The 5,590-nt window shown below is 73.8% G+C and carries 6 protein-coding genes and 1 pseudogene; all 7 read right to left on the bottom strand.

Going from position 1 to position 5,590, the window contains the following annotated elements:
- Positions 1–154: 154 nt before the first annotated feature.
- Positions 155–508 (bottom strand): cytidine/deoxycytidylate deaminase family protein, encoded by a 354-nt coding sequence (locus tag A2U95_RS14565; protein WP_166022625.1) that lies wholly within the window; start codon positions 506–508, stop codon positions 155–157.
- A gap of 75 nt (positions 509–583) precedes the next feature.
- Positions 584–943: an MmcQ/YjbR family DNA-binding protein gene (locus A2U95_RS14560; protein WP_166022623.1), complete on the bottom strand. Its 360-nt coding sequence runs from the start codon at positions 941–943 to the stop codon at positions 584–586.
- A complete protein-coding gene (locus A2U95_RS14555) occupies positions 940–2,250 on the bottom strand; it encodes a hemolysin family protein (protein ID WP_166022621.1) in 1,311 nt (436 codons plus the stop codon). The genes A2U95_RS14560 and A2U95_RS14555 overlap by 4 nt, the downstream gene beginning before the upstream one ends.
- Positions 2,247–2,744: an rRNA maturation RNase YbeY gene (gene ybeY / locus A2U95_RS14550; protein WP_166022619.1), complete on the bottom strand. Its 498-nt coding sequence runs from the start codon at positions 2,742–2,744 to the stop codon at positions 2,247–2,249. Before ybeY ends, A2U95_RS14555 begins: the two co-directional genes overlap by 4 nt.
- Positions 2,745–2,757: 13 nt before the next feature.
- On the bottom strand, positions 2,758–3,828 hold the full coding sequence (locus tag A2U95_RS14545) for a PhoH family protein (RefSeq protein WP_166022617.1): 1,071 nt from the start codon (positions 3,826–3,828) through the stop codon (positions 2,758–2,760).
- A gap of 261 nt (positions 3,829–4,089) precedes the next feature.
- On the bottom strand, positions 4,090–5,172 hold the full coding sequence (locus A2U95_RS14540; protein ID WP_206282979.1) for a carbohydrate kinase family protein: 1,083 nt from the start codon (positions 5,170–5,172) through the stop codon (positions 4,090–4,092).
- A gap of 197 nt (positions 5,173–5,369) precedes the next feature.
- Positions 5,370–5,590 (bottom strand): annotated as a pseudogene (locus A2U95_RS14535) (hypothetical protein); the annotation flags it as partial.

Below are 5,590 nucleotides of genomic sequence, written 5' to 3'. Positions count from 1 at the left end.
GACCGCCCGCGCCCTCCGCGAGGGCACGCGGGCGTAACGGCCGCGTCCGCCGGGGCCGGGCCGGCCGCGTCCGCGGGAGAGGAGCGGCGGGGCGGACCCGCGCGGCCCCGTGGGGGCCGGGCGGGCGCCCCTGCGCCGAGGGCCGGGCCGCGGGTCAGGCCGGACGGGTCTCCCGGAGCGTACCGTCGGGCGCGGCGAGGTGGACGGGGGTGCCGGGGCCGCCGAGGTCGCGCACGGCGGCCAGGTCCTCGGCCGGGAGGTCCGCCTCGGTCACCACGGCCGCCGCCTCCAGCGACTTCGCCCCGGACGCGACGGCCATCGCCACCGCCGTCCGCAGCGCGCTGAGCTTCAGCGAGTCCAGGCCGACGGTCCCGGCGACGTAGGTCCGCCCCGTCTCGTCACGCACGGCGGCCCCTTCCGGCACGCCGTTGCGGGCCCGCGCGGAACGGGCCAGGGTCACGATCTTGCGGTCCTCGGGGTCGAGGTCGAGCGCGCTGCTGTCGGTCATGGTCCGAGCATACGAATCCTCGGCGGCGGACCCGACGTCAGCCCGGCGTCCGGAGGACGGCGTCCGGCGTCCGGGTCACGGCCGGTCCAGCCGCAGCCGCTCCGCGCGCGGAAGGCCCGCGACCACCAGGTCGTAGGAGTCCTCGACCAGCTCCCGGACCAGCGCGTCCGGGAGCCCGCCGTCGACGGTCACCGTGTTCCAGTGCCGCTTGTTCATGTGCCACCCGGGCAGGATCCACTCCCCGTGCTCGCGCCGCAGGCGGAGCGCGTCGTCCGGGTCGCACTTGAGGTTGGCCTTCAGGGGCCGCGCATCCAGCGCCGACAGCGCGAAGAGCTTGCCGCCCACCTTGAACACGGAGGTGTCCGGGCCGAACGGGAAGTCCTCCACCGCCCCGTTGAAGGAGAGGCAGAGCGCGCGCAGCTCCTGCGGGGTCATCGGCCCGTCCGCTCCTCTTCCCCGGACGGCTCCGGCTGCCGGACCGGCTCCACCAGCACCGTGACGATCTTGTTGCGCCGCCCGGCCGCGGACTCCGCGGTCAGCTTCAGCCGGCGGCCGTCGGGGAGTTCCACCTCCGAGGAGGCCCCGGCGATCGGGACCCGTCCCAGCGCCTTGGCGAGCAGGCCGCCCACCGTCTCGACGTCCTCGTCGTCGTACTCCTCGACGCCGTAGAGGGAGCCCAGGTCGCTGATGTCGAGGCGGGCGGTGACCCGGTGGCAGCCGTCCTCCAGCTCCTCCACCGGGGGCAGCTCCCGGTCGTACTCGTCGGTGATCTCCCCGACGATCTCCTCCAGGATGTCCTCGATGGTGACGATGCCGGCCGTGCCGCCGTACTCGTCGATGACCACCGCGACGTGGTTGCGGTCGCGCTGCATCTCCCGGAGCAGGTCGCCCGCGTTCTTGGTGTCCGGGACGAACGCCGCCGGCCGCATCACCGTGGTGACCAGCTCGCTCTCCGCCTCCCGGCTGATGTGCGTGCGGCGGGCCAGGTCCTTGAGGTAGACGACGCCGATGACGTCGTCCTCGCTCTCGCCGGTGACCGGGATCCGGGAGAAGCCGGAGCGCAGCGCCAGGGTGAGCGCCTGACGGATCGTCTTGAACCGCTCGATGACGACGAGGTCGGTGCGCGGCACCATCACCTCGCGCACCAGGGTGTCGCCCAGCTCGAAGACCGAGTGCACCATGCGGCGCTCCTCGTCCTCGATCAGCGACTCCTTCTCGGCGAGGTCGACCATGGCGCGCAGTTCGGCCTCGGAGGCGAACGGGCCGCGGCGGAAGCCCTTGCCGGGGGTGAGCGCGTTGCCGAGGAGGATCAGCAGGGACGGGACCGGCCCCATGATCCTGGCCAGCGGCAGCAGCACGTACGCGGCGGCGGTGGAGGTGTTCAGCGGGTGCTGGCGGCCGATGGTGCGCGGCGAGACGCCGACGGCCACGTAGGAGACCAGCACCATCACCGCGATGGCGGTCAGCAGCGCCTGCCAGGTCTCGGCGAAGCGGTCGAGGCAGGCGTGGGTGACCAGGGCCGCGGCGGCCATCTCGCAGGCGACGCGGACCAGCAGCGCCACGTTGAGGTAGCGGGTGGGGTCGGCCGCCACCTGGGCCAGCTTGGCGCTGCCCCGGCGGCCGGTGCGTATGGCCTCCTCGGCCCGGAAGCTCGACACCCGCGCCAGGCCGGCCTCCGCGCAGGCGGCCAGCCAGGCGAGGACCAGCAGGGCGACGACGCCCACGACGAGCTGAACGCTCATGAGACGGTCGGGGCCGGGGACGGGCCGGTGAGGCCCTTCTCCGCGCGCCAGCCGTCGACGATGGCGGCCTGGAGACCGAACATCTCGGCCTTCTCGTCGGGCTCCTCGTGGTCGTAGCCCAGGAGGTGGAGGACGCCGTGGACGGTGAGCAGCTGCAGCTCCTCGTCCATGGAGTGCCCGGTCGGCGCCTCCTTGCCCTGCTTCTCGGCGACCTCCGGGCAGAGCACGATGTCGCCGAGCAGTCCCTGCGGGGGCTCCTCGTCGTCCTTGGACGGCGGGCGCAGCTCGTCCATCGGGAAGGACATCACGTCGGTGGGACCCGGCAGGTCCATCCACTGGATGTGCAGCTGCTCCATGGCGTCGGCGTCCACCACGATCACCGACAGTTCGGCGAGGGGGTGGATGCGCATCCGCGCGAGGGCGTAGCGGGCGATGTCGAGGATCGACTCCTCGTCGACCTCGGTGCCCGATTCGTTGTTGACGTCGATCGCCATGGTGCTGCTCGGTCTACTTCCCCTTGTGCCCGGCCCGGCCGCGGCCGCCCTTGTGGGCGCCGTTCTCGGTGCCGTGCGTGCTGTCGTACTTCTCGTAGGCGTCGACGATACGTCCGACCAGCTTGTGCCGGACGACGTCCTGGGACGACAGCCGGGAGAAGTGGACGTCCTCGACGCCCTCCAGGATGTGCTGCACCTGGCGCAGGCCCGACTTGGTGCCGTCCGGAAGGTCGACCTGGGTCACGTCACCGGTGATCACGATCTTGGAGTCGAAGCCGAGACGGGTCAGGAACATCTTCATCTGTTCGGGCGAGGTGTTCTGGGCCTCGTCGAGGATGATGAAGGCGTCGTTGAGCGTCCGGCCGCGCATGTAGGCGAGCGGCGCGACCTCGATCGTCCCGGCCGCCATCAGGCGGGGGATCGAGTCGGGGTCGAGCATGTCGTGCAGGGCGTCGTACAGCGGGCGCAGGTACGGGTCGATCTTCTCGTAGAGCGTTCCGGGCAGGAAGCCGAGCCGCTCGCCGGCCTCGACCGCCGGGCGCGTCAGGATGATCCGGGTGACCTGCTTGGACTGCAGGGCCTGCACCGCCTTCGCCATCGCCAGGTACGTCTTGCCCGTACCGGCCGGTCCGATGCCGAAGACGACGGTGTGCTTGTCGATGGCGTCGACGTAGCGCTTCTGGTTGAGCGTCTTGGGGCGGATGGTGCGGCCGCGCGAGGACAGGATGTTCTGCGTCAGCACCTGGGCCGGCGTCTCCTGGCTCTCCCCGTCACCGCTTCCGCCCGCCTTCAGCATGGCGATCGAACGTTCCACCGCGTCCTCCGTCATCGGTTGCCCGGTGCGGAGCACCAGCATCATCTCTGCGAACAGGCGCTGGATGAGCGCCACGTCCGCCGGGTCGCCCACCGCGCTGATCTCGTTTCCCCGGACATGGATGTCGGCCCCGGGGAAGGCCGTCTCGATCACGCGCAGGAGGGAGTCCGCCGATCCGAGCACCGTCACCATCGGGTGCTTGGCGGGGACGGTGATCTGCGCTCGTGCGGGTCCCTCGCCGGGACCGGGGGCATGGGGTGTCTGCGTCATGGGCCGGCTCGTAGGCCTGCACATCCTCCTCGCTGGAGTTCGCCCGCCACATGGGGCCTTCCGTGTCCCAGGGTACGACGGGTCACGGTCAACCCCCCAGGGCTTTTGCCCCCGCGGGGAACGGTCCCCGGGAAGAGTGACGGCGCGGCTGACGGGGCGCGGCGGCCGGAACCGGGGCACCCGGAGCGGCGGAGCCGTGGACCGGCCGGGGCGGGGGCGGGCCGGAGCGGCGGAGCCCGGCGGCCGGCCGGGGTGGCGGGGTCAGCCGGAGCGGCGGAAGCCGATGGTGGGGACGGCGCGCCGGCGCGGCCACGGGGCCGTGGCCCGGCGCAGCGGCCCGGGGATCAGGGCGTCCAGGAACGCGTACCGGCGCAGGCCCTCCGGGTCCTGGCCCTCCAGGGACTGCACGGTCCGCCACCAGGCGGCGACCTCGGCCCATCCCGGCGCCGACAGCGAGCCGCCGAAGTCCTGCACGGAGAGCGCCGCGGTCAGCCCGGCGAACGCCAGCCGGTCCGCCAGCGGCCAGCCCGCCAGGGTCCCGGTGACGAACCCGGCCACGAACACGTCGCCCGCCCCGGTCGGGTCGAGCGCCTCCACCGCGATGGCGGGCACCTCCGCCGCCTCGCCGGTCCGGCCGTCCACCGCGTAGGCGCCCTCCGCGCCGAGGGTCACGACCGCCACCGGGACGTGCTCGGTGAGCGCGTGGGCGGCGCGGCGCGGGCAGTCCGTGCGGGTGTAGCGCATCGCCTCGGCGGCGTTGGGGAGGAACGCCTCGCAGTGGGCCAGGTCCGGCAGGGCGGCCAGGTCCCAGGCGCCGGTGTCGTCCCAGCCCACGTCGCCGAAGATCAGCGCGCCCGCCTCGGCGGCGTGCGCCACCCACGCCTCGCGGCGGCCGGGCGCCAGCGAGGCGACGGCGGCCCGGGAGCGCGGCGGCAGCGCGGGCGCCGGCTGCTCCTCCTCGGGGGGCTCGTGGCCGTGGGACACCATGGTGCGCTCGCCCTCGTAGGCCATGGAGACGGTCACCGGGGAGTGCCAGCCGGGCACCGTGCGGGACGGGGAGAGGTCGATGTGCTCGCCCTGTTCGAGGGCGTCCCAGCAGTACTCGCCGTAGTGGTCGTCGCCGAAGGAGGCGGCGAGCGAGGTGCGCAGGCCGAGGCGGGCCAGCGCGGTGGCCATGTTGGCGACGCCGCCGGGGCTGGAGCCCATGCCGCGGGCCCAGGACTCGGTGCCGCGGACGGGGGCCGTGTCGAGGCCGGTGAAGATGATGTCCAGGAAGACGGTGCCGGTCAGGAACACGTCGCAGGGCGGCTCGTCCGCGGTGCGGAGGGCGGCCAGGGGGTCCACCTGGGTGTCGTCCCGGGGGTGGGCCGGGGTCCGCGGGTGTGCCGGGGCGGGGTCGTCCGGAGACGTGAGCGCTTTCACGGGCGGGGCCTTCTTGCCGGTGGTGCGGTTCGGGCCGGTGCGGTTCCGGCCGGTGCGGTTTCGGCCAGTCTGCCCCAAAGGGGCGCCGGAGGGCAGGGACCCGGCCGCCCGGGAGCCGTTCAGGCGACCCCGCGGATCCGGTGGACCAGGACCGCCCCGGCCGGTGCCGTCGCGGCCGAGGTGAGGAAGAGCGACGCGTGTCCGTCCAGGGCGACGACGGGGGCGGCCGCCACCGTGGCCGGCGGCGCGGCCGCGTTGACCGCTGTGAGGAGGAACACGCCCTCGTCGGGCGCGGGGTGGCCGACCGCGTCGCGCGGGAAGTGGAGGAGGTGCAGCAGCC

The sequence above is a fragment of the Streptomyces chilikensis genome (assembly GCF_001642695.1).
Lineage (GTDB): Bacteria > Actinomycetota > Actinomycetes > Streptomycetales > Streptomycetaceae > Streptomyces > Streptomyces chilikensis.
This window is presented reverse-complemented; position numbering and strand designations above follow the sequence as displayed.